Annotated in this window: 1 protein-coding gene; it reads left to right on the top strand. The window is 44.6% G+C overall.

Features of this window, described 5'->3' with window-relative positions; all coding sequences use genetic code 11:
- Nucleotides 1-15 precede the first annotated feature (15 nt).
- On the top strand, nt 16-388 hold a 373-nt coding region (locus LIR34_RS17670; RefSeq protein WP_265107761.1), incomplete at its 3' end, for a DUF6034 family protein.

The following is a 388-nucleotide window of genomic DNA, read 5'->3' as shown; positions in this document are numbered from 1 at the left end:
GCAGGAAGCGGGAAAGTGTCTGAAAAGGAAGCAAAGGAGAAGGTTTCAGGTCTTGTGTCCGGAGACTGGGAGATATTTGAAAGTTCCTCAAAAGCACTTACTGAAGGAAGCACTACCCTGGAAAAAGATGATTTCATTTTTGAACGGATGATAGACGGGGTTCCGGTTAATTATGTGAGGGAAACCTCTCTGCCTGTTAATGAGCAGGCTCTTGAATGGGAAAACGAGGACGGAACACTTCATAAAGGACAGTCTGAAGGATGGGAAAATGAAGTACTGACAATGGACTTTTGCAGTGGGACACTTCAGAGTTTTCTGCACAGAAATCCCATAGAAGCATCGAATGCTTCCGATGAGAGGCTGTTCTTACTTCCTTTTGATGAGGTCA

Origin of the sequence: Blautia sp. MSK17_66, from assembly GCF_020538025.1 — a bacterium.
GTDB lineage: Bacteria > Bacillota > Clostridia > Lachnospirales > Lachnospiraceae > Blautia_A.
The sequence above is the reverse complement of the archived record's forward strand: the minus strand, read 5'-3'. Positions and strand labels throughout refer to the sequence as shown.